Source organism: Streptomyces sp. NBC_01571 (assembly GCF_026339875.1).
Classification (GTDB): Bacteria; Actinomycetota; Actinomycetes; order Streptomycetales; family Streptomycetaceae; genus Streptomyces.
Genome location: NZ_JAPEPZ010000001.1, coordinates 4,199,198 through 4,223,191 on the forward strand (window position 1 = coordinate 4,199,198; position 23,994 = coordinate 4,223,191).

The 23,994-nt window shown below is 70.7% G+C and carries 22 protein-coding genes; 8 read left to right on the forward strand and 14 right to left on the reverse strand.

Annotated elements, in window-relative coordinates; translation table 11 throughout:
* Positions 1-3: 3 nt before the first annotated feature.
* From OHB41_RS18835 to OHB41_RS18870, 8 genes are all read right to left on the reverse strand, one after another.
* On the reverse strand, positions 4-1,485 hold the full coding sequence (locus OHB41_RS18835) for an alkaline phosphatase family protein (protein ID WP_266705980.1): 1,482 nt from the start codon (positions 1,483-1,485) through the stop codon (positions 4-6).
* A gap of 159 nt (positions 1,486-1,644) precedes the next feature.
* A complete protein-coding gene (locus OHB41_RS18840; RefSeq protein ID WP_266699394.1) occupies positions 1,645-2,646 on the reverse strand; it encodes a 2-aminoethylphosphonate ABC transporter permease subunit in 1,002 nt (333 codons plus the stop codon).
* Positions 2,639-3,694, reverse strand: a complete 1,056-nt coding sequence (locus OHB41_RS18845; RefSeq protein WP_266699395.1) for an ABC transporter ATP-binding protein — start codon at positions 3,692-3,694, stop codon at positions 2,639-2,641. The genes OHB41_RS18840 and OHB41_RS18845 overlap by 8 nt, the downstream gene beginning before the upstream one ends.
* Complete coding sequence (locus tag OHB41_RS18850; RefSeq protein ID WP_266699396.1) at positions 3,691-4,401, reverse strand: HAD family hydrolase; 711 nt, start codon at positions 4,399-4,401, stop codon at positions 3,691-3,693. Before OHB41_RS18850 ends, OHB41_RS18845 begins: the two co-directional genes overlap by 4 nt.
* 17 nt (positions 4,402-4,418) lie before the next feature.
* Positions 4,419-5,543, reverse strand: coding sequence for a TIGR03364 family FAD-dependent oxidoreductase (locus OHB41_RS18855; RefSeq protein WP_266699397.1), 1,125 nt, complete (start codon positions 5,541-5,543; stop codon positions 4,419-4,421).
* 143 nt (positions 5,544-5,686) lie between these two features.
* Positions 5,687-6,445 (reverse strand): GntR family transcriptional regulator, encoded by a 759-nt coding sequence (locus OHB41_RS18860; protein WP_266699398.1) that lies wholly within the window; start codon positions 6,443-6,445, stop codon positions 5,687-5,689.
* Positions 6,446-6,527: 82 nt separating this feature from the next.
* Positions 6,528-7,565, reverse strand: coding sequence for a hypothetical protein (locus OHB41_RS52640; RefSeq protein ID WP_526024936.1), 1,038 nt, complete (start codon positions 7,563-7,565; stop codon positions 6,528-6,530).
* A gap of 167 nt (positions 7,566-7,732) precedes the next feature.
* Positions 7,733-9,055: an ROK family transcriptional regulator gene (locus OHB41_RS18870; RefSeq protein WP_266699399.1), complete on the reverse strand. Its 1,323-nt coding sequence runs from the start codon at positions 9,053-9,055 to the stop codon at positions 7,733-7,735.
* Positions 9,056-9,102: 47 nt separating this feature from the next.
* Between OHB41_RS18870 and OHB41_RS18875 the strand changes: the two genes are divergently transcribed.
* Both OHB41_RS18875 and OHB41_RS18880 read left to right on the forward strand, forming a co-directional pair.
* Complete coding sequence (locus OHB41_RS18875; protein WP_266699400.1) at positions 9,103-10,218, forward strand: Gfo/Idh/MocA family oxidoreductase; 1,116 nt, start codon at positions 9,103-9,105, stop codon at positions 10,216-10,218.
* Positions 10,215-10,679: a heme-degrading domain-containing protein gene (locus OHB41_RS18880; protein ID WP_266699401.1), complete on the forward strand. Its 465-nt coding sequence runs from the start codon at positions 10,215-10,217 to the stop codon at positions 10,677-10,679. Before OHB41_RS18875 ends, OHB41_RS18880 begins: the two co-directional genes overlap by 4 nt.
* 190 nt (positions 10,680-10,869) lie before the next feature.
* On the opposite strand, the gene OHB41_RS18885 is transcribed toward OHB41_RS18880, so the two are convergent.
* The 4 genes from OHB41_RS18885 to OHB41_RS18900 all read right to left on the reverse strand — a co-directional run bounded on the left by OHB41_RS18885 (position 10,870) and on the right by OHB41_RS18900 (position 14,030).
* Positions 10,870-11,727, reverse strand: a complete 858-nt coding sequence (locus OHB41_RS18885; RefSeq protein WP_266699402.1) for a fumarylacetoacetate hydrolase family protein — start codon at positions 11,725-11,727, stop codon at positions 10,870-10,872.
* 152 nt (positions 11,728-11,879) lie between these two features.
* The gene (locus OHB41_RS18890) at positions 11,880-12,590 is read right to left on the reverse strand and encodes a YidC/Oxa1 family membrane protein insertase (RefSeq protein ID WP_266705982.1); all 711 of its coding nucleotides are present in this window, start codon (positions 12,588-12,590) and stop codon (positions 11,880-11,882) included.
* 131 nt (positions 12,591-12,721) lie between these two features.
* Positions 12,722-13,063: a DUF6412 domain-containing protein gene (locus OHB41_RS18895; RefSeq protein ID WP_266699403.1), complete on the reverse strand. Its 342-nt coding sequence runs from the start codon at positions 13,061-13,063 to the stop codon at positions 12,722-12,724.
* 172 nt (positions 13,064-13,235) lie between these two features.
* A complete protein-coding gene (locus tag OHB41_RS18900) occupies positions 13,236-14,030 on the reverse strand; it encodes a class E sortase (protein WP_266699404.1) in 795 nt (264 codons plus the stop codon).
* A 299-nt stretch (positions 14,031-14,329) separates the two neighbouring features.
* Between OHB41_RS18900 and OHB41_RS18905 the strand changes: the two genes are divergently transcribed.
* From OHB41_RS18905 to OHB41_RS18915, 3 genes are all read left to right on the forward strand, one after another.
* Complete coding sequence (locus tag OHB41_RS18905) at positions 14,330-15,805, forward strand: glycoside hydrolase (RefSeq protein ID WP_266699405.1); 1,476 nt, start codon at positions 14,330-14,332, stop codon at positions 15,803-15,805.
* Between the two features lie 146 nt (positions 15,806-15,951).
* On the forward strand, positions 15,952-16,968 hold the full coding sequence (locus OHB41_RS18910; protein WP_266699406.1) for an SEC-C domain-containing protein: 1,017 nt from the start codon (positions 15,952-15,954) through the stop codon (positions 16,966-16,968).
* Between the two features lie 456 nt (positions 16,969-17,424).
* A complete protein-coding gene (locus tag OHB41_RS18915) occupies positions 17,425-20,586 on the forward strand; it encodes a DEAD/DEAH box helicase (protein ID WP_266699407.1) in 3,162 nt (1,053 codons plus the stop codon).
* 4 nt (positions 20,587-20,590) lie between these two features.
* Here the strand turns inward: OHB41_RS18915 and OHB41_RS18920 are convergent, their stop codons facing one another.
* On the reverse strand, positions 20,591-21,244 hold the full coding sequence (locus tag OHB41_RS18920) for an ATP-binding protein (protein WP_526025050.1): 654 nt from the start codon (positions 21,242-21,244) through the stop codon (positions 20,591-20,593).
* Positions 21,245-21,465: 221 nt separating this feature from the next.
* Here OHB41_RS18920 and OHB41_RS18925 point away from each other — a divergent pair, with 221 nt between their 5' ends.
* The 3 genes from OHB41_RS18925 (at position 21,466) to OHB41_RS18935 (ending at position 22,910) form a co-directional block, all read left to right on the forward strand.
* On the forward strand, positions 21,466-22,314 hold the full coding sequence (locus tag OHB41_RS18925) for a helix-turn-helix domain-containing protein (protein ID WP_266699409.1): 849 nt from the start codon (positions 21,466-21,468) through the stop codon (positions 22,312-22,314).
* Positions 22,311-22,538 (forward strand): DUF397 domain-containing protein, encoded by a 228-nt coding sequence (locus OHB41_RS18930; RefSeq protein ID WP_266699410.1) that lies wholly within the window; start codon positions 22,311-22,313, stop codon positions 22,536-22,538. Before OHB41_RS18925 ends, OHB41_RS18930 begins: the two co-directional genes overlap by 4 nt.
* A gap of 69 nt (positions 22,539-22,607) precedes the next feature.
* Positions 22,608-22,910, forward strand: a complete 303-nt coding sequence (locus tag OHB41_RS18935) for a hypothetical protein (RefSeq protein ID WP_266699411.1) — start codon at positions 22,608-22,610, stop codon at positions 22,908-22,910.
* A 49-nt stretch (positions 22,911-22,959) separates the two neighbouring features.
* Here the strand turns inward: OHB41_RS18935 and OHB41_RS18940 are convergent, their stop codons facing one another.
* Entirely contained in the window at positions 22,960-23,925 is a 966-nt protein-coding gene (locus OHB41_RS18940) for a GlxA family transcriptional regulator (RefSeq protein ID WP_266699412.1), read from the reverse strand.
* Between the last annotated feature and the right edge of the window lie 69 nt (positions 23,926-23,994).

Sequence of the window (23,994 nt, forward strand, 5' to 3'; positions counted from 1 at the left end):
TGGTCAGGCCTGTTCGATCCGCACCCCGTCGATCACCCAGTACCAGTTGTTGCCGCCGGTGTAGCGGAACCGGGCGCGGGCCGTCCGCGCGCCGGCCGGGACCTGGAGGGTGAGCGTCTCGGTGCGGGAGGGCACGTCGGCGGTGTACGTCTTCACCGGGACCGGCGCGGCGTCGTCGTAGGAGACGAGCACCTCGCCCTTCTGCGGGGCCTCCTGACGGTAGTACGTGGTGTACGTCAGCGTGGCCGTGCGGCCGCCGGTGACCGGGTGGGCCGGGCTGATCAGGGTGGAGTCGAAGGTGCCCGAGACGGTCCTGTCGTTCCACTCGTCGCCGTCGGCGACCGCGAAGACGTTGCGGGCCCGGACGTTGGACTCGCGTTCCTGGTCGACCTGGGCCGCGGTCCAGAACTCGTCCGTGGTGAAGGACCAGCCGCGCCACTCCGTGACGCCGCGCGTGCCCATCGCGGAGTTGTCGACCGACCAGCCGGGGGGCGGGGTGTGGGTGAAGCCCAGGATGCCGGCGCCGATGCCGGTCTCGTCGACGCGCGTCCCCAACTGGGCGCGCAGCGCGTCGAAGTCGTCGGCCACCGGCTGCTGGAGCGGCCGTCCGTCCAGGCCCCAGCCGGGGTCGATCGCGATGCCCAGGTGGGCGAGGGCGGAGGCGGCGACGTCGGGCATCTTGATGTCGTAGCGCACCGATCCGGCCGCTGTCCCGGCCCCGGTCGCGATCACGAAGGTCTGCCGCTCGGGCCGGCTGGAGCCGCCGTGGCCGCCCGCGTCGGTGTGTCCGTGGTCGGCGGTGATCATGATCAGCCAGTCCTCGCTCGGGTACGAGGCACGGGCTTCGACGGTGGCGACCAGCTGTCCGACCTGGGTGTCGACACCGTGGACGGCGTCCAGGTACTGGGAGCTGGCGGCGCCGTAGCTGTGGCCGGCATGGTCGACGTTGTCGAGCTGGACGAAGACCGCGTCCGGGTTGCCGTCCCGCAGCCGCGCCACCGCGCGCGAGGTCGTGCCGGTGTCGTACTCGGCGCTGGGTGTGGACACCCGGGTGTCGACCTTCGACGAGAGGACCGTGTCGGTGATCGGCGCCCAGGACGAGACGGCGTACGTGCTCAGGGACGGCTTCGCGGTCTCGATCCGGGTGAGGAAGTCCGGGTACTGCGCGAACCTGTGACCGGTGAAGGCGTTGTCCTTGACGTTGTGCTTGTCGGGCCAGACGCCGGTGATGATCGTGGACCAGCCGGGGCCGGACAGGGTGGGCGCGAAGGGGTTGGCGTAGATGCTGCTGGGCGCGGTGAGGCCCGCGGCCATCAGGGCGTCGAGGTTCGGGGCGTCGGCGTCCTTGATCCGGTTCAGCAGGGTGCCGTCCAGACCGATGACCAGGGCCTTGGGCGTCCTGGCGGCGGCGCGGGCGACGGCGGAGAGTGGCCCGGCGGAGGCCGCGAGGGCGGCCACCGAGACGGGCAGCGAGCGACGGGACATGCGTGACGGCACGTGGTCCTCCGTTGAGGGACGGTGCGGGGCACGAATGAGACGTGGAGCGCGAGAAGAGAAAGGGAGAAAGGGAGAAGGAGGGAACGGGTGAAGCGGTGAGGACGGGGTGGGGAGGGAGGGGGCGGCAGGCCGAAGCGCCGGCGGGCGTCAGCTGCCCGTGGCCGACTTCCAGTCCTCGACGTACGAGGTGAGGTTCTTGTCGATGTCGGACCAGTCCGGCTCGAAGACCTCGACCCCGTCCATGAGCTTGGTCAGGGCGATGGCGTTGGCGTCGGTGGCCTTGACGTCCCCTCGTGCGGAGAAGCCGCCGCCGATCTCGCTGACCTGCTGCTGCGCCTTGGCGGAGAGCATGAAGTCGAGGAGCTTCCGGCCGTTCTCCGTGTGCGGGGCCTTGGTGACGAGGCCCGCGGCGTACGGGAGCGCGAAGGTGGTCGGCTTCCCGGCGGCGTCGGCGGCCTTGTTGAGACACAGCACCAGGACGAGGCTGCCGCCGGCCGCGAGCGCGGGCAGCGCCTCGGGCAGGATCACCTGCCGCACGATCCGCGCGGGCCGCGCCCCCAGCGAGGACGCCACCTCCAGCTGGGCGGTCTCGATGCCCGAGAACGCGGCGAGCAGGGGCCGCATCACGAACGGCGTGAAGTACGTGATCTCGGCGAGCAGCACACCCCACGGAGTGGTGAGGAACTGGAACGGCCCCTCGGCGGCACCGGTCGCGTCCGTCCACAGTCCGTTGGCGATGCCCACGCTGCCGTAGAGGAACAGCAGGGCGAGCGTGATGAGGAAGGACGGGAAGGACAGGAAGACGTCGATGAACCGGGCGACGGCCTTCCCGCCGGGGAACGGCACGAACGCGATGACCAGGGCGAGTGCGAACCCGAGTACGAGACACCCGGCCGTCGAGCCGACCGCCAGCCACACGGTGGTGCCGAGCGCCTCCCGGAAGGCGGTGGAGGCGAACACGTCGCCGTACGCCTGGGCCGAGGTGCCGCCCGTGTCCGGCTGGAAGGACTGCTGGACGACGAGGGCGAGGGGGTAGAGGAAGACGAGGCCGAGGACGGCGACGGGCGGCAGGGCCCAGGCCCACGGCGGTATCCGCCGGCGGGACCCGGCGGGTGCCGCCGCGGGGGCGGTGGCCACGGCGCTAGCCATCCGCGGTCACCCCCGCCGACAGCAGTACGGCGTCGTCGGGCGCGAAGTGCAGCGTCACCGGGTCGCCGTGGGCGGGGGGTTCGCGCAGCTCGCGGAGGTCCGCCAGCACCCGGTGGCCCGCGACGTCGACGTACAGCCGGTGGGTGGATCCGCGCCACTGCACCTCGCTGACGGTCCCGGCGACCTGGTTGGGTCCGGGGCCGAGGCCGACGAGGTGGGGCCGTACGCACAGGGTCGCCGAGGCGCCGGGCGCGGCGTCCGCGGTGTCGACCTTCAGCTCGGTCCCGGCGAGGGAGACGGTTCCGGATCCGACGGTCACGGGCAACAGGTTGGCGTTGCCCACGAAGGACGCCGTGAACGCGGTCCGCGGCGTCCGGTACAGCTCCTGCGGGGTCCCGCAGTCCCGCAGCCGCGCCCTGTCCATGACCGCGATCCGGTCGGCCAGGGTGAGCGCCTCGATCTGGTCGTGGGTGACGTACAGGATCGACACATCCGGCAACTCGCGGTGCAGCCGGGCGAGTTCGGTGAGCATTCCGGAGCGCAGCTGTGCGTCGAGGGCGGACAGCGGCTCGTCGAGCAGGAGCACGCCGGGCCGGATGGCGAGCGCCCGCGCGATGGCGACGCGCTGCTGCTGTCCGCCGGACAGCTCCCGGGGACGGCGCCGGGCGTAGGCCGCCATCCCGGTCATCTCCAGCGCCTCGGCGACCCGCCCGCGGATCTCGCTCCTGGCGACCTTCTGCGCCTTGAGCCCGAAGGCGACGTTGTCCTCGACGCGCAGGTGCGGGAAGAGCGCGTACTGCTGCACCACCATGCCGATGCCGCGCCGGTGTGGCGGCAGGTCGGTCACGTCCCGGTCGCCGATGAACACCCGTCCGGCGGCGGGCCGTACGAACCCGGCGACGGCCCGCAGCGCGGTGGTCTTCCCGGATCCGGAGGGCCCGAGCAGCGCCATGACCTCGCCGGGTTCGACGGTCAGGTCGAGGGCGTCGAGGACCGTGGTGCCGTCGTAGGCCACGGACACCCGGTCGAAGCGGATACCGCTGGTCATCGCCCGTCCCCGCCGGACCGGCCGGATCCGAGGAGCAGGGCGGGCAGTTCGGCCACGGAGCCGAGCACGTACCCGGCTCCCGCAGCACGCAGTGCCGGTTCGTCGTGCGCCCCGGTCAGCACGCCGGCGACCAGACCAGACCCGGCGCGTGCCCCGCTGAGCATGTCGTACGAGGTGTCGCCCACGACCGCGATCTGCTGGACGCCGTCGGCGGCCCCGGTCCGCAGGAAGGCCTCCAGGACCATGTCGGGGTACGGCCGTCCCCGGCCGCCCGCGTCCGCCGGGCACAGCGTGAGCGGTACCAGGTCCCGCCAGCCCAGGGCGTCGAGGATCGCGTCCTGGGTGACGCGGGCGAACCCGGTGCTCAGTACGACGGTCCGGCCGGACGCGGTGAGCGCCTCGATCGCCTCGCGCGCTCCGGCGATCGGTGCGATGCGCCCGCCGTCGACGAGTTCCCCGTAGGCCTTCTCGAAGGCGGAATTGGCCCGCTGGGCGAGGGGCTCCTCGCCGAACAGGTGCCGGAAGACGGAGATCTTGGACTCGCCCATGGTGGCCCGTACGTAGTCCAGCTTCTCGGCGTGGTCCGCGGATCCGGGCTCGACGCCCAGTTCCCCGGCGGCCATGGCGAACGCCCGCTCCACCAGGCCGCCGTCGGCGACGGTGGTGCCGGCCATGTCGAGGACGACGAGCCGGGTGTCCGTGGTCATTTCCTTCACCATCTCTTTCACCATCCCAGTTCGTTGGCAGTGGTCTCGGCGATCGCCGGTGAACAGGTCATTCCGCGCCCGCCGGGCCCGGTGACCAGCCACACCCCGTCCCGCACCCGCTGCCGGTGCACGACCCGGCTGGTGTCCGTGCACTGCGCGTACACCCCGGCCCAGCGGCGCCGGATCTTCGGCAGCGGGCGTCCGAGGAAGGACTCGACGACCTCGGTGAGGTGGTCGTAGGGGTCTTCGAGGGTGTCGAAGGCGAAGGGGTGTTCGTACTCGTGGGTGTCGCCGATGGTCAGTCCGCCGTCCGCGCGCTGCACCATGAGCAGCTGCATCCGGTGCTCGGCGGCGGTCGGGGCCTGGGGCTGGAGCGTGTTGAGCTCGTCGAGGGCGGGGCTCCGGTAGGCGGGGTAGTACCGGAAGCTGTCGGCGTCGGCGACCGAGGTCGTGAGCGGCTCGCCGAGCGGGTCGGTCTGCATCATCTGCAGCCGTACGCGCCGCACGGGCAGCTCGGGACCGGCCAGCTCCCGGACGAGACCGCCGAGCCAGGCGCCCGTGCACAGCACGACGACGTCACCGGTGTGCACGTCCCCGTGGTCGTCGCGGACGGCGTGCTCGCCGATCACGTCCCGGACCTCGCGCCCCGGCAGGAAGGTGTAGTGCGGGGACCGCAGCAGCTCCTCGCGCAGGGCGAGCTGGGCGGTGCGGGGTTCGACGGCCGCGTCGCGCTCGCAGTACAGGGCGGCGTCGAACGTCCCCCGCAGGGCCGGGTTCACCGCGCGCGCCTCGTCGGGCGTGAACAGCTTGTAGCCGCGGGCGGCGGCGTCCGTACGGGCCAGGGCGGCCTCGGCGACGGCGAGCTCGCGCTCCCCCCGCAGGGGGGTCAGGGAACCGTTGGCCCGGAAGCCGAGGCCGGGCACGCGGGCCCCGATCGACTCCCACAGTTCTCGTGCCCGCAGGGCGGTCTCGAGTTCCTCGCCTCCGGCGCGACCACTCACCCAGATCTGCCCGAAATTGCGCAGCGAGGCCCCGCGGGCCTCCGCCTCACGCTCGATCTGTAGGACCTCGTGGCCGCGCTCCACTGCGTGCCAGGCATGCAGGGTGCCCACCACTCCGGCTCCGACAACTATCACTCTCACGACGGCAACGCTCCTCGGTACGGGGGAATCGGAAGGGTCCGGACTGCAACCAGATGGTGAACTGCCCATCACGTTTGGGCTAGACCCGTTATCTTGTCGTTACAAAAAGGGGCGGGCCGGAGCCCGCCCGAACATGGCTCGAATCATCCCCCGAGGTGGGCCGTGAAGGAGAACCGGTCCCCCCGGTACAGCGTCCGCACCCGCTCCAGCGGCCGCTTCTCCGTGTCCCGCGAGACACGGTGGATCAGCAGCATGGGCAGGGCCGGCGGCGTACCGATGAGCAGTGCCTCGCGCGGGGTGGCCAGCACGGTCTCGATGCGTTCGTCCGCGTCGCCGAACGCGATGCCGAGCCGGTCGTGGAGGTACGCGTAGAAGGACGAGTCCGGCGTGAAGTCGCGGTCGAGGTGCGGTACGCGCGCCACGGCGACATAGGTGCTCTCCAGCCCGACCCGCTCGTCGTCCGCGAGCAGCACACGCTCCATGTGCCAGACGGGCTCGCCGCGGGTGAGCCCGGCTTCCGCCGCGAGGGTCTCCGAGCAGGGGAAGCGATCGAGACTGATCAGCGTACGGCCGGGGGTGCGCCCCTGCCGCCGGACGCCCTCGGTGTAGCTCGCGAGGGAGAGCGGCTGCTCCAGTTTCGGCCCCGCGACGACCGTCCCGCGCCCCTGCCGCCGCAGCTTCCCTTCGAGCAGCAGCTCGCGCAGGGCCTGGCGTACGGTCTCGCGGGCGACCTCGTACTGCTCGGCGAGGTCCCGCTCGGTCGGCAGGAGGCCGCCTTCGCCCAACTCCTCGATCAGCAGGGCGATGTGCGCCTTCACCGCGTAGTACTTGGGGATGCGGCCGTGCTCCGGGATGCCGGAGCGGACGGGGGCGCCGGGGGCCTGGTCGTTCGGGTAGTCCACGGGTGGGATGGTCGCAGATGGGACGCGCGGCCGTGCCCGCGGGAGGGCTCAGCGGCGATCGGACCGGGCCCGGAGGAAGCACTCAGCGACGTCCGGACCGCGCTCGGCGGGCCACGACGAACAGGGCGACACCGGTCGCGAACAGGCCGATGACGCCGGCCGCGCCGAACCCGTGCGGCGCGCCGGGCCCGGTCTCGGCGAGCTCGTCCGCGGCGGAGACTCCACCCGTACCCCCGTCGCCGTCCGTGCCCCCGCCCGTGCCTCCGTCGCCGCCGGTGCCGCCGCCGCTGTCACCGCCACCGGACCCGCCCCCGCCGGTGGCGGAATCGGTACCGGCACTGGCATCGCCGGTGCCGCCGCTGCCGCCGCCCTGGTCGGGGGCGGTGCCGTCCCCTCCGTCGCCACCGCCGCTCCCCCCTCCGCCGGTGCCGCCGCTGCCGCCCCCGCCGGTGGCGCCGCCATCGGTACGGCCGTGGTTCTCCGCGGTCCCGGGCACGTCGGGGTCACCGCCGGTGATCCGGAACCGGTAGTCGTTCGACTCCCCCACCCAGTCCCCGTCGTCGTCGTGCCGCTGGACGACCGCCGCGTTGGCGACGACGTCGTTCGGCACCGCGTCCGAGGTCACGGAGAGCCGCACCTTCACGGTGACCGTCCGGCCCGGCCCCACCGTGAACCCCGGGAACCCGTCGTCGAACGCCCCCACGTTCTCGTCCTCGTCGCTCTTCTCGAACACGACCGGGTGCGGCTTCTCACCCTCGTAGAACTCCATCCGCGCCTGCTTCGGCTGCAGCGCCCGCTTGCCGTCCACCAGCACGACGACCGGATGGATGTCGCCGCAGGTGTACGCCGTGGTGTTGGTCAGATCGATGTACCAGGTCCCGAAGCCGCCCCCGGCCTCGAAGCTGCCGGGCCCCCCGTGAATCCGCGTCTTGACGGGGAAGGCGCGGGTGTCGGGGGCGGCACAGGTGGGACGGGGGTCCGCGGGAGCCACGAGCGCGTGCGCGGGGGCGGGCGCGAGAGCGAGGGCGAGAGCGAGGGCGGGCGCGAGGGCGGGCGCGGCGGCGGTCGGGGCGAACGGGAGCGAGTTCAGGACGAGCGGGAGGGACGGGCGCGGTCGCATGAAAGGCCTTTGCCGATCGAGGACGGTGGGGACCAGGAGCGTCAGGCGGTAACGGGCAACGGCACGCGAGACCCTGCCACTCCCGCCCGGCGGCCCCGCGCCGCCACGCCCGACCGTGGCCCCGATCGGCCGCGGAAGTCCCCTCGAACAGCGGACCGAGGCGTCTCTCAGCCCTCTCCCCGCCCGAACAACGGGGCCAGCAACAGCTGCGCCGCCCCCTCCGCCACCCCGCGCGCCCCGCCGGGAGCGACCCGCACCGGAACCGTGTCCGTCCCCTCCCGCCGGGCCCGCTCCCCCAGCACCGCACCGACACCGCGCACGAAGGCCTCCTGATGGGCCGCGACCGTGCGGCCGCCGAGCAGCACCAGATCGATGTCCAGCAACCCGACCAGGTTCGCGGCCCCCGCGCCCAGCACCCGAGCCGCCTCGTCCACGGCGCCGCGTCCCACCGCGGCGAGGCACAGCGCCTCGACGCAGCCGCGGTTGCCGCAGTCGCACAGGGGGCCGTCCAGCTGAATGACCTGGTGCCCGAATTCCCCCGCCCCGGTACGGGCGCCCCGGTGCACGGCCCCGCCGAACACGAGCCCGGCCCCGAGCCCGGTACCGAGATGCAGATAGGCGAACGCGGCCTCCCCACTCGCGGGAACACCCCGGCCGCCCCGGCCGCCCTCACCTCCGCCCTCGCGCGGTCGGGGACGGCCGCCGGCGTGGTCCCCGGCACGGCCGCCGGCTCCGTGGCTGTGGCTGTGGCTGCTGTCGCCATGGCTGTCACCGCCACCGAACCCGGCACCCTGTCCGGGCCCCGGTTCCCGCCCCGGCCCGCACCCGCCCACCGCCAGCCCCAGCGCGGCCGCGTTGGTGTCCTTGTCCACCACCACCGGCACCCCGAGCCGCCCCGCCAGCGCGTCCCGCAGCGGGAACCCGTCCCACTCCGGAAACCCCGTGAGCCGGTGCAGCACCCCCCGCGCGTGGTCGAGCGGTCCGGGCAGCGCGACGCCCACTCCCAGGACGGACACCCCGGCTCCCCCGATCAGCGCCTCGACCTCCCGCGCCGCCCCTTCGACGACGGCCCCCGCCCCGGCCCCCAGCCCGAGCGGCGCCCTCCGCTCGGCGACCACCGTGCCCGCGAGATCGCAGAGCACCGCCGTCAGCTCGTCCCGGTCGAGATGCAGCCCGACCGCGTGCCCGGCCTCGGGGACGAGGCGCAGCACGGTACGCGGCTTGCCGCCCGTCGAGGCCAGGTGCCCCGCCTCCGCCGCCAGCCCGTCCGCCCGCAGCCGAGCGGTGATCTTGCTGACGGCCTGCGGGGTCAGCCCGGTGCGCTCGGCGAGTTCGAGACGGCTGATGCCCGTCGGCCCGGCCGTGCGCAGCAGGTCGAGCACGAGCGCCCCGTTGTGACTGCGCAGGGCGAGCAGATTCGCCCCCGCCCCCTCGAGCCGCCCCGGCAGGCTCGCTCCCGACTCCGCGCTGGTCCTGTTCACGTACGCCATTGTCCCCCGCGCTTGCACTTTGGCAACAGCGTTGCGAAAGTGGAGTCATGACAGGAAGCACGACTGACACAGGTCCTGAAGCAGGTTCCGCCCCCGGCGCCCCCCTCCGCGTGGCCCTCATCGGCTACGGGCTCGCGGGCTCCGTCTTCCACGCCCCGCTGATCGCCGCGACCGAGGGCCTGGCCCTGGACACGATCGTCACCTCGAACCCGGAGCGGCAGGAGCAGGCCCGCGCCGAGTTCCCCCAGGTGCGCTTCGCCGCCACCCCGGACGAGCTCTGGGCACGCGCCGACGAGCTGGACCTGGTCGTCATCGCCTCTCCGAACAAGACCCACGTCCCGCTCGCGACCGCCGCCCTCGAGGCGAACCTCCCGGTCGTCGTCGACAAGCCGCTCGCCGGCACGGCAGCCGAGGCCCGGGCGCTCGCCGCCCTGGCCGACGAGCGCGGCCTCTTCCTCTCGGTCTTCCAGAACCGCCGCTGGGACAACGACTTCCTGACCCTCCGCAAGCTGCTCGACGAGGGCGAGCTCGGCGACGTATGGCGCTTCGAGTCCCGGTTCGAGCGCTGGCGTCCGCAGCCCAAGGGCGGCTGGCGCGAGTCCGGCGACCCGGCAGAGATCGGAGGTCTCCTCTACGACCTCGGCAGCCATGTCGTCGACCAGGCGCTCGTCCTCTTCGGCCCCGCGGCCTCGGTGTACGCCGAGGCGGACATCCGCCGCGACGGCGCCCGGACGGACGACGACACCTTCATCGCGATCACGCACACCAGCGGCGTCCGCTCCCACCTCTATGTCTCGGCGACCACCGCGCAGCTCGGCCCGCGCTTCCGCGTCCTCGGCTCTCGCGCCGGTTACGTGAAGTACGGACTCGACCCGCAGGAGGCGGAGCTGCGCGAGGGCGGGCGTCCCGGCACGACGGCCGAGTGGGGTGTCGAGCCCGAGTCCCTGTGGGGCCGCGTGGGTTCCGGCGAGTCCCCGCTCACCGGAGGCGGCCGGCCCGAGCCCACGCTCCCGGGCGCGTACCCCGCGTACTACGCGGCGGTGGCGGCCGCCCTGCGTGACGGCGGACCGAACCCGGTCACCGCGCTCGAGGCGGCGGCAGCGCTCGACGTGCTGGAGGCGGCGCGCCGCTCCGCCGGCGAGAACACGGTGGTGGCCCTGTGAGCGCCCCGGACATCGCGGAACTGGAGGAGCAGGAGCGCCGGTTGGTGCTTCCCCGGTTCACCCACGACGACGCGTGGGTCCTCGGCACGCTGCTCGTCGAGCTCGCCCGTGAGCGCCGCGCCCCCGTCGCCGTCGACATCCGGCGGGGTGGTCAGCAGCTCTTCCACGCGGCGCTGCCCGGCTCGACGCCGGACAACGACGCCTGGATCGACCGCAAGCGCCGGGTCGTCGAGCGCTACGGCTGCTCCTCGCTCCTGGTCGGCACCCGCTTCCGCGCCAAGGGCACGACGTTCGAGGAGTCCTCACGCCTCGACCCCGACACGTACGCGGCCCACGGCGGCGCGTTCCCGGTCACGGTCGAGGGCGCGGGCGTGATCGGCACCGTAGTGGTCTCGGGCCTGCCCCAACTGGACGACCACGCGATGGTGGTCGAGGCCCTGACCCACTTCCTGACCCCTTGACGCGCCGAGCCCGTGCCCCACGTCCGGGGCACGGGCTCGTCCGGTCAGGAGAACACACCCTCGCAGGACGCCCACACGAACGCGCCCATCAGGGGCGGGGAACTGCGCGCCCGACCCCCACCCACCCGCAGCTCACCCACCACCCTGATCTCCCCGCACCCCACCTCACCTCACCTCACCCGGCAGAGCCCTACGCCTTGTCGAAGACCTGCCGCTGCCGCCCCAGCCCCTCGATCTCCAGCTCCACGACATCCCCCGCCCGCAGATACGGCTTGGGCTCCGGCTGCCCCAGTGCCACCCCCGCCGGCGTACCGGTGTTGATGACGTCACCCGGGTAAAGGGTCATGAACTGGCTGACGTAGCGGACCACTTCGGCGACCGGAAAGATCTGCTCGGCCGTCGTGCCGTCCTGCTTGAGCTCGCCGTTGACCCACAGCCTCAGCGCCAGGTCCTGCGGATCCGGGACCTCGTCGGCGGTCACCAGCCACGGCCCCAGCGGATTGAACGTCTCGCAGTTCTTGCCCTTGTCCCAGGTGCCCCCGCGCTCGATCTGGAACTCGCGCTCGGAGACGTCGTGCGCGACCGCGTACCCGGCGACGTGCGCGAGCGCCTCCTCGTGGGACCGCAGGTAACGGGCGGTACGTCCGATCACCACCGCCAGCTCCACCTCCCAGTCCGTCTTGACCGACCCGCGCGGCACGAGCACGGTGTCGTGCGGCCCGACCACCGTGTCCGCCGCCTTGAAGAAGATCACCGGCTCGGCGGGTGGCTCGGCCCCGGTCTCCCGGGCGTGGTCGTGGTAGTTCAGGCCGATGCAGACGACCTTGCCGATACGGGCGAGCGGCGGCCCGACCCGCAGCCCCGCCGCGTCCAGCGCGGGCAACTCCCCCGACTCGGCGGCCGTACGGATCCGGCCGAGCGCCGCGTCGTCGGCGAGCAGCGGCCCGTCGATGTCCGGGACGACACCCGACAGGTCCCGGAGGGTTCCCTCGGTGTCGAGCAGCGCGGGCCGCTCCGATCCCGCCGTACCGACTCGCAGCAGCTTCATGATCACAATCTCCCTCGATCGCGGGCAGCCTCCCATGGGTGCAGCCATCGGAGGACTGGTCGATCCTCCAAGCTGCACGTCCAGTCCGCAAGACCCCGTTCACGGACTGGACCGCCCGCCGGCGTCACCCCGGGGCGGCCCGGCCAGCGGGCTCAGGGGTACAGCACCGCCCGCTCCACCGCGCTCCACGTCGTGCTGGTCACGACGTACAGCGCGGCGGCCAGCGGCACCAGCGCCACGGTGAGCAGCGTGAAGTAGGAGAGGAACGGCATGACCGCGCCGACCGCGCCGAGCCCGGGGACCCGCTGCTCCCCGCCGGTCTCCGGCGCCCCGGCGGCCGTCGTCCGCTTCGTACGCCGGTAGTTGAAGGTCGCCACCGCAGCGACCACCGCGAACAGAGCGAGGTAGACGAGCCCCTGGGTCCCGAACACCCCGCCGTCCCCGAGCGCGTCCGCGTACCGGTGGCCGAGCGGCGCGCCGAACAGCCGATGGTTCAGCAGCCCGTTGGGTCCGCCGCCGATCGTCGTGCTGGAGAACAGGTGGTAAAGGAGGAAGAAGGCCGGTATCTGCAGCAGTCCGGGCAGGCAGCCGGCCAGCGGCGACACCTCCTCCCGCGCGTGCAGTTCCAGCAGTGCCTTCTGGTACTTCTCCGGGTTGCCGCCGTGCTTCTCGCGCAGCTCGGCGACCCGCGGGCGCAGCGCGGTACGCGCCCGCTGCCCGCGCGCCGACGCCCGGGACAGGGGGTGCACGAGCAGCCGTACGAGCGCGGTGATCACGACGATCGCGGCGGCGGCCGCGGAGGCGTGGAACAGCGGCTCCAACAGGTCGGCGACCTGCTCGACCAGAGTGGCGAAAACGGACATGAGTGTGGACATGGATGAGCCCTCCGAGGGTCTCGTCGTGCCGGAGTCGAAGCAGTTGTCGGCATGACGACCCGCGTGAGCCACGGCGGTCGCACGGAAGGTGCGGAGCGTACGGAAGGGGGTGCCGTGGCCTACGCGGTGGTCGCCGGGAGGGCGGTTCCCGGTGCCCGGGGACGGCTGCGTCCCGCCGCGTCGGGATCGCGCTGCGGCAGGAAGGCCGTACGGTGCTCGCGGTCACGGAGGGCCGTACGGACTCTCGTGCGCGGGACGACGGGCGCGCAGCGCGCGGCGAGGACGGCGCACACGGCGAGGGCGGAACCGACCGCCGTGGTGGCGGCGAAGGCGACCGCGACGGCGGCCGAGAGGCCACCGGCGTCGAGCAGGACGACCTCGGCCAGGAAGAGGACGACGAGGGGCAGGGGATGAGGGAACGACGCGACGGCGGAGCGCACGGTCGCCCGGCGACGGATCATCGGCCACTCCCCCTCTCGCGCATCCTCAGGTCCCGCCGGGTCGGGATCGGGTCCGGGCCCGGCACCTCTTCGACGTCCGGGAGGGGCACGACGGTTCCGCGGGCGGGGAGTTCACGGCTCACAGGAGCGGCGCTCTCCGGGACGCCCGGGTCCTGCGGGGACTTGACGGTGCTCACCGGGGCTTCATGGACCGCAGCTTCCCCCACACCACCAGGCGGTACGTGGAGGTGTACTCGGGGGTGCAGGTGGTGAGGGTGATGTAGTACCCCGGCTCGCTGTAGCCGTAGGACGGCCGGACGCTGCTGCGCGGCACCGGACCGATGACACCGCCGTCCCGCGCGGAGGTCCGCGGCAGCGTCCTGTCGACCACGTACGTGAAGACGGCGGACGCCGTCTCGACACGGACGGTGTCCCCGGGCCGCAGCCGGTTGATGTACCGGAACGGCTCCCCGTGGGTGTTCCGGTGCCCGGCGAGCGCGAAGTTCCCGGTCTGGCCCGGCTGTTGGGAACCCTTGTAGTGACCGACGTACCCCTTGTTGAGGACGTCCCGCTTGCTGACGCCCTCGGCGACGGGGACACGGAGGCCGAGACGGGGGACGGTGAGGACGGCGTACGCCCGGGACCAGCGAGGCGCGGCGGCGGAGGTGTCGGTGGACCCGGCCCCCCGTTCGCGCTCCGGGGCCCGGGCGCTCCCGTCCCCGCCTCCGGCCTCCGTCTCCGCCGCGCCGGCCCCCGCGGAGGGACCGGCCGGCCCCGGCGTCCCGGGTGCGCCCCACTCCCGTTCCAACGCCCGCACCTCGCGATCGGCGTTGTGCTGGGCCTGCCGGTTGGTCCACCACAGCTGGTGAACGACGAGGAGCAGGAGGACGACGCCGACGGTGACGAGAAGTTCGCCGCCGGTCCACAGGACGCGTCTGCGCAGAGCACGCCGGCGCAGAGTGCTGTGCCGCACCACGGGAACCCGCACGCGCACCCCTCTTCTCCCGGTTCGCCTCCCCTGCCCGCAGACCTGGGTCCGGTACGCCCGTTGCCCGCGCCGGGGCCCGCACGATAGGGCGTACCCCCTCAAGTCACCAGCCCTGTACGCCTCTTCTCGCCCGAGCCCCTTCGTACAGCCGTTTTAGAAAGGGGTGTCGCAACCCTCGACAACCCCACGCGCCACACCCGATGCTTCCTGAGGGCACCGGCGGGACCGGTGTCATCGACCGGACAGGCCGACGCCGCCAGGACGAGCGGCAGTCGAGCGGTACGGAAAGGTGGAGAGCCGTGATCCGACGCAGAACACTGCTGGCCGCAGCGGGCGGTACGGTCCTCGGTGGCGCCCTGGCGACAGGGACCGCGTATGCCGACGCGACCATCGCCGTCAACCCCGGTGCCACGTACGGGACATGGGACGGCTGGGGCACCTCGCTCGCATGGTGGGCCAACGTGTTCGGGGCCCGGGACGACTTCGCGGACCTCTTCTTCACCACCAGGTCGGTCACCTACAACGGCGCCGCGCTGCCGGGCCTCGGTCTGAACATCGCCCGCTACAACCTCGGCGCGTGCAGCTGGAACAGCGTGGGCGGCGAGAGCATGGCCGCCTCCGCCGGCATCCCCGCGTACAAGCAGATCGAGGGCTACTGGCAGGACTGGAACAACGAGGACCCCACCTCGTCGGCCTGGAAGTGGACGGCGGACGCCACCCAGCGCGCCGCCCTCACCAGGGCGACCGCGCGCGGCGCGACGAGCGAGCTGTTCGCCAACTCCCCGATGTGGTGGATGTGCCTCAACCACAACCCGTCGGGCGCGGCCGGCGGCGGCAACAACCTCCAGTCCTGGAACTACCGCCAGCACGCCTCCCACCTGGCCGCGGTGGCCCTGTACGCCAGGAACAACTGGGGCGTGAACTTCTCGACGGTGGAGGCCTTCAACGAGCCGTCCTCCAACTGGTGGACGGCCACCGGCACCCAGGAGGGCTGCCATGTGGACGCCTCCGTCCAGTCCGCCGTCCTGCCCTACCTGCGCGGCGAACTCGACCGGCGCGGCCTCACGGACACCAGGATCTCGGCATCCGACGAGACGAGCTACGACCTGGCGCGTACGACCTGGAACTCCTTCGGCCCGACGACGAAGGCGCTGGTCGACCGGGTCAACGTGCACGGCTACCAGGGGTCGGGCGGCCGCCGTGACCTCCTCTACACGGACGCCGTGACCACCGGGGGCAAGGCCCTGTGGAACTCCGAGTACGGCGACGGCGACGGCACGGGCCTCACCCTGGCGAGCAACCTGCTCCTGGACTTCCGCTGGCTGCACCCGACCGCCTGGGTCTACTGGCAGGTCATGGACCCGACAGCGGGCTGGGGGATGATCAAGTACGACGCGAGCACCCTCACCGCCGGCGCGGTCGAGACGAAGCTCTATGTGATGGCCCAGTTCAGCCGCCACATCCGCCCCGGGATGACGATCGTGGACACGGGCGTGGACTACGCGGTGGCGGCGTACGACACCACGGCGAAGCGCCTGGTGATCGTCGCGGCGAACAAGTCCACGTCCGCCCGGACCCTGACCTTCGACCTCACCCGCTTCACCACCGTGACCGGCTCCACGGGCGGCCTGGTCCCCCGCTGGAACACCCTCACCGACGGTGGCGGCGACCTCTACACCGCGCACTCGGACACGCGTCTGAACGGGAAGTCACTGAGCGTGCCGTTCGCGGCGGGCGCGGTGCAGACACTGCAGGTCGACGGCGTGGTGACCTGAGCCCGCCGCGCGACCGGGCGCCCACCGTGGAGGGGCGCCCGGCCCCTGTCCTCCCGTGCCCCCGAGACGGTTACCGGCCGCCCGCGCTCACCCTCTGGCCAGCGGATCTCTCCATTTCGTAAGGCGACGGCAGTACGGTGTCCCCCATGCGCCCCGACACGCCTGCCGAGAACGTCGACCACACCGCCGAAGCCGCACGCCTGGAGCGGACCGCCGGCCTCTATCCCGAGGACGCCGAACACCTGCTCCTGCAGGCCGCGGCCCACCTCGAACTGGCCGGCGACCGCCCCGGCGCCAGCGCACTCTACGACCGCCTCCTGTCCTCCCCGACGCCCCTGGAGCGCCCCCACCTGGTCCGCGCCCTGAAGGCGTCGAACCTGTGGGAGTACGGCCACGAGGCGGAAGCGCGCGCGATCATCGACGGAGTCCGCGCCGCGTCCCCGCGCGACCCCGCCCCCTGGGTGATCGTGGCCGAGGCGCTGGAGTCGCACGACGAGCTGGAGGCGGCGCAGGAGACGTTCACGGAGGGCGCGACGCTGCTCCTGACGGACGTGACGGACCCGCCGTACGCCACCCGCCCCATCCTCTTCGGCCGCCACCGCGTCCGCCGCATGCTGGGCGTCGCCCACGACGACTGGGACGCCCTCGCGGACACCCTCCACTCGTCCCCCGTCTCCCTCGACGAACTCCACGACCCCAAGCGCGTGTGGTCACTCGGCTCGGAGAACCCGGCGGAGCTCCAGGCGGAGATCAGCCGCCTCCGCGCCGAACTGGGCGCGCACCGGGAGGCCCTCTCCCGCCCGTTCCCGGTCGCGGTCCTGCACTGGCCCGCCGCCGAACTGGCGGAACTCCTCGCCGCGTATCCGTCCCTCGCCGCGGAGTACCCGTCCCACGAGGAACACCTCGCGACGATAGAGGCGTCCCTGCGCGAACTGTCCGCCTCCGGCACCCCCAACCTGGGCATCGTCACCGGCACGGTCCCGTCCTACGAGGCCTTCTCCGCCTCGGAGGCCTCGTCCCCGTCCGACACGACACTCCTCCCCCAGTACGCGACGACCCTGGCGGCCCGAGGCCGAGCGACGTCCTGGCCGCCGCAGCGGGGGGTTGTGTGCTGGTGCGGGTCGGGGCGAGGGTATGGGGAGTGTCACGGGGCGTCCAATTAACCGAAGGAGCGCCGTGCTCTGGCCCTGGCCTGTCGGCCGGGGCCCCGTAGGTCGCTTCCGCCGGCCACCCTCGCAGAGACCGGCCACCTCGTACGACGCCCGTCGGTGACTGGGCGGCCACAGGCCGGATGAGCCCGGGGTTTGTCATGGCCAGCGCGTACGGGAGCCATCCCCCTGTGCACCGGGGTCGCGCTCGCTTGCCGCGGTGCCCGAAGGCCGGCCGGCCCCCACGCAGCGCCCGGTCAGCCAGACACGCAGCAGAGCGTACCCCTCACGACCCCTGCTTGACGGCCTCACCGCGTCGGATATCTGATCACTGAGGGGCGCGGCCTGCGCCCCTGGCCAGTGGAAAGCCGACGGACCTCTTCTACGTCCAGCGGTTGGTCATCGCCAGCCCGCTGTCAGTGGCCTCTGTTAGACATGTGCAGAGCTATCTGAGCGACCAAGGGGATCAGCGTGTCCGAGTCGGGGGATCTGACGCAGCCGGCCGTGGGGGTGTACGAGGAACTCATCACCGTGCGCTTCGAACAGAAGTTGAAGGAGTTCGCGAGCCTCGGGTGGCATCCGGTGAGCGACACAGTGGGGGCCGAGTCTGTTCCCCATGTTCTGGCAGGACACATCGCCCGGACGGTACGCCACGTGCTCCAGAACCTCCCTGCAGAGGAACGGGTATACGCGGCAAACCACATCTTGGACTCCATCAGCACGCTTGAGGGAGCACAACAGTGGGTGGACCTGGTGGCAGACGGGCCTCGCCAACTCCTCGCGCTGACCAAGCAAGAAGCACCCGGGGTCTTCACTGTGCGCCCCGGCATCCCCCTCTCTGACACTGCGCTCATCACCAACTCGCCCGAAGATCCAAGCCTCGGCTTCGAACTGCGTGCCGAGCTCGCCACTGCAGACCGCGTCGATCTGCTCTGCGCCTTTGTGAAGTGGCACGGTCTACGCATCATCGAGCAGTCCTTGAAAGCCGCCCACGATCGGGACGTGCCGATACGCGTCATCACGACGACCTACATCGGAGCAACTGAGCGGCGCGCCCTGGACCGGCTGGTGCGAGAGTTCAACGCCGAGGTCAAGGTCAACTACGAGACGCGCTCCACTCGCCTCCATGCCAAAGCCTGGTTGTTCCGGCGCGGCAGTGGCTATGACACGGCGTACGTCGGTAGCTCCAACCTCTCCAAGGCCGCCCTACTCGATGGACTGGAGTGGAACGTCCGACTGTCTTCCATCGCCACCCCAGACGTCTTGCGGAAGTTCGAAGCAACCTTCGAGGCGTACTGGAGCGACCCTTCCTTCGAGACCTACAACCCTGATGCGGATGGAGCCCGCTTGCAGGAGGCGTTGGCGATCGCGGGAGGTACGTCCTCGACGTCGTCCGCGGCCCGAAGGATCACGTTGTCCGGCCTTGAGGTGCGGCCTTACCCACACCAGCGCGACATGCTGGAGCGACTCGAAGTTGAGCGCGGGGTTCATGACCGACACCGGAATCTGCTGGTGGCTGCGACCGGCACCGGTAAGACCGTCATGGCGGCTCTCGACTACAAGCAGCTACGCAAGAAGCATGACCGCGACCTGCGGCTGCTGTTCGTCGCCCACCGCAAGGAGATCTTGCAGCAGTCTCTGCGGACCTACCAAGATGTCTTGGTGAACCCGAACTTCGGGGAGTCCCTCCACAGCGGGGAAATCCCGGAGCGATGGACACACGTCTTCGCCAGCGTGCAGTCGCTGAGCGCTGGCGCACTGAGCCGGCTCTCTCCCGACCACTTCGACGTAATTGTGATCGACGAGTTCCATCACGGCACCTCGCCAACGTACCGGAAGATCCTCGATCACTTCCAGCCGTTGGAACTGTTGGGGCTGACCGCAACCCCTGAGCGCATGGACGGCAAGAACGTCCAAAATGAGTTCTTCGATGGCCGCATCGCTGCCGAGATGCGGCTGTGGGAAGCTTTGGAAAACGATCTCCTCAGTCCTTTCCACTACTTCGGAATCAGTGACAACACCGACCTGAGCACGGTGGAGTGGAAGCGTGGAGCGTACGACGCGAGCGCTCTGAGCAATGTACTCACGGGTAATGACGCGCGGGCTCGACTGGTTGCGAAGGCGGTTGAGGAGAAGATCGCTGAGCCTGGAACTATGCGCGCCTTGGGCTTCTGTGTGTCGGTCGCGCACGCGCACTTCATGGCCGAGTACTTCCGGGCAGCGGGTCTCCATGCCGTTGCTCTGTCCGGCGAGACTCCCACCAACCAGCGTGATCAGGCGCTGGCCGATCTCCGGTCGGGGTCACTACAGGTAATCTTCTCGGTCGACCTCTTCAACGAGGGCCTCGACATTCCCGACGTAGACACGCTGCTCCTACTGCGCCCCACTTCCAGCGCGACCGTGTTCCTCCAGCAGCTTGGCCGTGGCCTCCGCCGCACGGAGGGCAAAGCAGTGCTGACCGTACTGGACTTCATCGGTCAGCACCGTAAAGAATTCCGTTTCGAGAACCAGTTCAGAGCGTTGACGAACCTCACCCGTAAGCGTCTCCTGGACAACATCGAGCATGACTTTCCACAGCTCCCCTCCGGCTGCCAGATCATTCTTGAGGAGAAGGCTAAGAAGGTCATCATCGCTAACATCAAGGAGCAGATCGGTGTCAATGTGACTGCTCTAGCTAGGGAAGTCGCAGATTACGCCGAGCCGAGGCTTAGCAAGTACCTAGAGGAGAGTGGGCGGGAGCTACGGGAGCTCTACCGAGGCAACGGGAACTCATGGACCGGGTTGCTCCGGCGTTCTGGACTTCTGAAGAGCGAAGCGCCCGAAGGTGAAGCCACGCTACTCAAGCGAGTTTCCGCCTTCCTTCACGTGGACGACCCGTTGCGCGTTGCCGCGTACACGCGACTGCTGGAAGATGACGCGCCCGGTTACAACGCATTGAACGAACAGGGGCAGGCTTACGCCCGCATGCTGTTCTTCCAGCTTTGGCCGCTCGGTGGAATCACCCGGAAGAGCTTCGCGAGTTATGATGCCGGATTTTCGACGTTGCGCCGCCAGCACGCCGTGCGCGACGAGCTACGCCGGGTGTTGGCGTACAACCTCGCCCACACCGAGCATGTTCCCATCCCGCTGCTCGGGGTCGGCGGGAAGGCCGGCATTCCGCTCACGGTGCACGCCTCCTACAGTCGAGAAGAGATCCTCCCCGCGCTCGGCCAATCCTTCATCGGCGGCTTTATGCCAGGTGACTTCCGCGAGGGAGTCAAGTGGTGTGACTCGATCAAGACCGACGCCCTACTGATCACCTTGGATAAAGACGAGAAGGACTTCTCCCCACAGACCCGATATCACGACTATGCGCTGAGCGAGACCCGCTTCCACTGGGAGTCGCAGAACCAGACCTCGGCCACTTCCCCTACCGGCCTCCGCTACCAGCACCACGCCAGAGAAGGTAGCCACGTCTTGCTCTTCGTTCGCCGCTACAAGAACACTGATATCGGCGGAGCCCAGCCATGGGTGTTGCTCGGCCCCGGCAAGTACGACGGGCACGAAGGGAGCAAGCCGATGGCGATCACGTGGAAGTTGGCACATGAGATTCCGGCGGACGTCTGGACATACTCCGCAATCGCTGCGGGGTAGCACCTCATAGTCGATTTTCCTCCCCCGCGCAGGCTTCCGCCTCAAAGTGCCTCTGCGCGCGTTCCAGCGCATCGTCCACGTCGCGGCCGTGTGCTTGCAGCCAGTGGAGGAGATCAGTGATGGCGTCGACTGCCGTTTCCGCCGCCATGGCCGCTGCCAAAGTTGAGGTGCTCGGGCTCGCGTGTCGGGCCGCCCTCGCCGAGCCATAGGCGCTGAGGAGGACGCCCGCTCTTGCCACGCCGGCACCACCAGTGTGGCTGTTGGGCGAGTTCAGACCGGTCGCCAACTCACACCAGGTGACCTTTCGGTCGGCATGGAGTTGGACGCCCCAGTGTTCAGCAATCGCGCCGACGAGCGCCATGCCACGGCCACCTTCGGAGTCAGCAGTCGCGTCAAGAAGCGTCGGGAGAGCCCTGGTGTCGGGGTCGTGGACTTCAATGCGTAGATAAGTGCCCTTTATTGAGACGGCGAGCGTGGTCGGGGTGCCCGGGCCGACATGCGTGATCACGTTCGAGACGAGTTCGCTGACACAGAGTTGGGCCGTATCAGTGGCTTCCTGTAAGCCCCAGAGCTCAAGTTGCAACCGCACGATGCGGCGCAGCGCGGCCACTTCCTCCGGTTCGGCCAGAAAGGCCAAGTCCCACGGCTTGCGTGACATGCACACCTGTTGGATCACCGAGACCCCTCTCATCGACGGAAACGCCATCCCCATAGGTTGACAGAGCGTTACGTACGCTCACATCGAGTGGCGTCGCTTGCCAGGATGGCGGCTGCGAATCCCCCCGTGCAATGTGCACGGGGGGATTCCCACTTCCGAGTGATTGGCACGCACCCCCCTTGGCGAAAGACTGAATGCCCGTTATCAGGAAAGGGGTTGGGATGGCCGGATCGCCGACTGCACGTCGTCGACGTCTCTCGATCGAACTGAAGAAGCTCCGCGAGCAGAGTGCGCTAACCTGCGCTCAGGTCGGTGCCGCGCTGGACTGGAGTGGCTCCAAGGTCAATCGGATGGAGACGGGCAGCGGCAGGATCCAGCCGTCCGACATCGATGCCCTGTGCCGGTTCTACGCCACAAGTGACGAGCTGCGTGAGTTTCTGAAGGCGCTGGCCCGGCAGGCAAGGACGCGGGGTTGGTGGCAGGTGCACGGCGCCGGGGTTCCGGAGTGGTTCTCCATCTACATCGGTCTGGAGCAGGACGCCTCCACGTTCCGCCAGTACCAGTGCGAGCTGTTGCCGGGGCTGATGCAGACCTCGGCGTACGCCGGTGAACTCCACAGGACCGGCGCGCACCTGTCCACCCAGGACATCGACCGTGCGGTGCGGGTGCGGATGGAACGGCAGGCGATGTTGACGCGGGCCGGCGGTCCCGATGCCTGGTTCATCGTGAACGAGGGCGCGTTGCGCAACGTCATCGGGGATCGAGCGCTCATGCGTGAACAGCTCGAACGAATCCTGGAATCAATCGAGTTGCCCAGTGTGACTCTGCAGGTGCTGCCCTTCGACGCGGGCACCTACCCGGCCACTGGTTCGTTCACGCTGCTCGGCTTCCCCGACCAGGAGGACCCGGACCTCGTCTATCGGGACGGCATCACCGATGCCGTATACCTCGAAGGCGAGCATCATGTGCGTGAGTACACGAGGGCCTTCGACGGACTGCGAGCAGCGGCTTTGAGCCCTCGGCGCTCCGCCGAACTGATCGAAACCGTCCTCAAGGGGTATGCGAGATGAACGTCGCACCGTCCATGGCCGCCCGCACCTCCGCCTGGTTCACGTCCTCCTACAGCAACGGCGCGGGCGGCGAATGCGTCGAGTGCGCACGCGGCGTGGACGGCGTCCTGGTACGGGATTCCAAGGAGACCGATGGGCCTGTCGTCGTCTTCCGTTCGCACCCCTGGAGGGCCTTCATAGGAGGGTTGGAGGGCGACCGTCGGTCAGCCGTCCGTCCGAGTTAGCCTCGGTTTGTTCAGCATGCGCAGGTAGGTGCAGGTAGGTGCAGGCACAGACAGCCGCAGGAGGCAGCAATGGCGAAGATCCCGGCCGCGGTGGTGGCCGCCGGTGGGCTTGTCGGTGGGTACGGCGTGGCCCGGTGGACGATGAAGCGGCAGCTCGGTGGGGTCGTGCTGGCCGCCGCGGGGGCCACGGCCGCGCAGCAGTGGCGGCGGCAGGCCGGTGGCAAGGCTGCCGGAGCGCTTACCGTCGCCTACGTCGCCGCCTTCGCCGGGTCGCATCCGCTGGCCAAGAAGGTGGGCGCCTGGCCCGCGGTGTTCGGAGTCGCCGGGGCCGTCGCCCTCGCCTCGTGGGCCGTGGCCGACCGGCGGGCCTGAGCACGGCGCAGAGCACAGCTCGGCCGCGTCTCCGCGTCCGCCCCCCGCGTCAGGAGGCTCGCTCCTCCGCCCCCTGAAACGCCCGTCGGTACGCGTACGGGCTCGTCCCCACCACTCGTTTGAAGCGGTCCCGGAACGCCGTCGGGGAGCCGAAGCCCGCCTGGGCGGCGATGCGTTCGACCGGGTACGTGGTCGTCTCCAGCAGGTACTGGGCGCGGCGGACCCGGGCGCGGTGCAGCCACTGGAGTGGTGTGGTGCCCGTCTGTTCGCGGAAGCGGCGGTTGAGGGTACGGGTGCTCGTGCCCGCCCGGACGGCGATGTCCTCCAGGGTCAGGTCCCGGTCCGCGTTCTCCTCCAGCCAGCCGAGCAGCGGCTCCATGGTCGTGCCGGCCGGGGCCGGCGGCTGGGCGTGGACGATGAACTGGGCCTGGCCGCCCTCCCGTTCGAGCGGCATCACCGACAGCCGGGCCGCGTGCGCCGCGACGGCCGAACCGTGGTCCCGGCGGATCATGTGCAGGCACATGTCGAGGGCTGCGGCCGCGCCCGCCGAGGTCAGGAACTGGCCGTTGTCGACGTAGAGGACGTTCGGGTCGACGGTCACGGCGGGGTGCAGGGCCGCCAGGTCCCCGGCCGCGATCCAGTGGGTGGTCGCGCGCAGCCCGTCCAGCAGACCGGTGGCGGCGAAGACGAAGGCGCCGACGCAGATCGAGGCGATCCGGGTGCCGTTCGCGGCCGCCGCGCGCAGCGCTTCGGCAACCCCCGGCGGGAGCGGGGCGGTGGGGTTCTCGGTCCCGGGCAGGATGATCGTGTCCGCCTCGGCCAGCGCGTCCAGGCCGTACGGCGCACGCAGCGTGAACAGGCCCGCGCCGACCTCCTGGCCCGCCTCGACCGAACAGACCCGGATCCGGTAGGCCGCGCGGCCGTCCGGCAGGCGTGCCCGGCCGAAGGCGTCGATCGGAGCCGAGAGGTCGAACGGGATGACCTGGTCGAGGGCCAGTACGGCAACGGTGTGCATGGCCAGAGCGTATGCGTCCGCCGGATTATGGCCAAGGGCACCACCCCGCCTCCGCCGCGGTGGGCCGCC